This window comes from Nonomuraea lactucae (assembly GCF_003313395.1).
GTDB classification, from domain to species: domain Bacteria; phylum Actinomycetota; class Actinomycetes; order Streptosporangiales; family Streptosporangiaceae; genus Nonomuraea; species Nonomuraea lactucae.
Genome location: NZ_QNFZ01000337.1, coordinates 1 through 648 on the forward strand (window position 1 = coordinate 1; position 648 = coordinate 648).

The 648-nt window shown below is 74.4% G+C and carries 1 protein-coding gene; it reads left to right on the plus strand.

All coding sequences use genetic code 11. The features are described 5' to 3' along the window. Nucleotides 1-259: 259 nt before the first annotated feature. Nucleotides 260-648: response regulator transcription factor (locus DQW85_RS21805; protein WP_162795195.1), on the plus strand; the 389-nt coding region annotated here is incomplete at its 3' end.

Genomic DNA, 648 nt, shown 5'->3' on the forward strand with positions numbered 1-648 from the left:
TGGCCGCGCCGCCGCTCGCGCTGGCCACCCCGCCGTCCCGGGCGGGGGCGCCGCAGGCGGTCAGGCCGAGCGCCAGGCAGGCGGCCAGTAGAAGGGGATACTTCATGCCGATCTCCTTGGGCGCCGCGGGTCGTTCGCCCGGGGCGCGAGGCTCACTCCAGCGCTCCGCGTGCTAAACCCGGATAAGCCGACGACAATCCCTTATCCAGCGCTAACACCGCATACGTCACGATTCACTGCAGAACGGAAGGGGCGCGGGATGCGGGTGCTCGTCGTGGAGGACGAAGAGGAGCTGGCCGACGCCATCGCGCGCGGCCTGCGGCTGCACGCCATCGCGGTCGACGTGGCCTACGACGGCCAGGAGGCGCTGGCGCTGGCCGCCCACGTCCCGTACGACGTCGTGGTCCTCGACCGCGACCTGCCCGAGGTGCACGGCGACGAGGTCTGCCGCGAGCTGGCGGCCACGGGCGCGGCGGGCCGCGTCCTCATGCTGACGGCGGCCGGCAGGGTACGCGACCGGGTCGACGGGCTGTCGCTGGGCGCGGACGACTACCTGATCAAGCCGTTCACGTTCGCCGAGCTGGTGGCCCGCGTCCGGACGCTGGCGCGCCGCTCCCGGCGGGCGGGGCCGGGCGCGCTGGAGCGGGC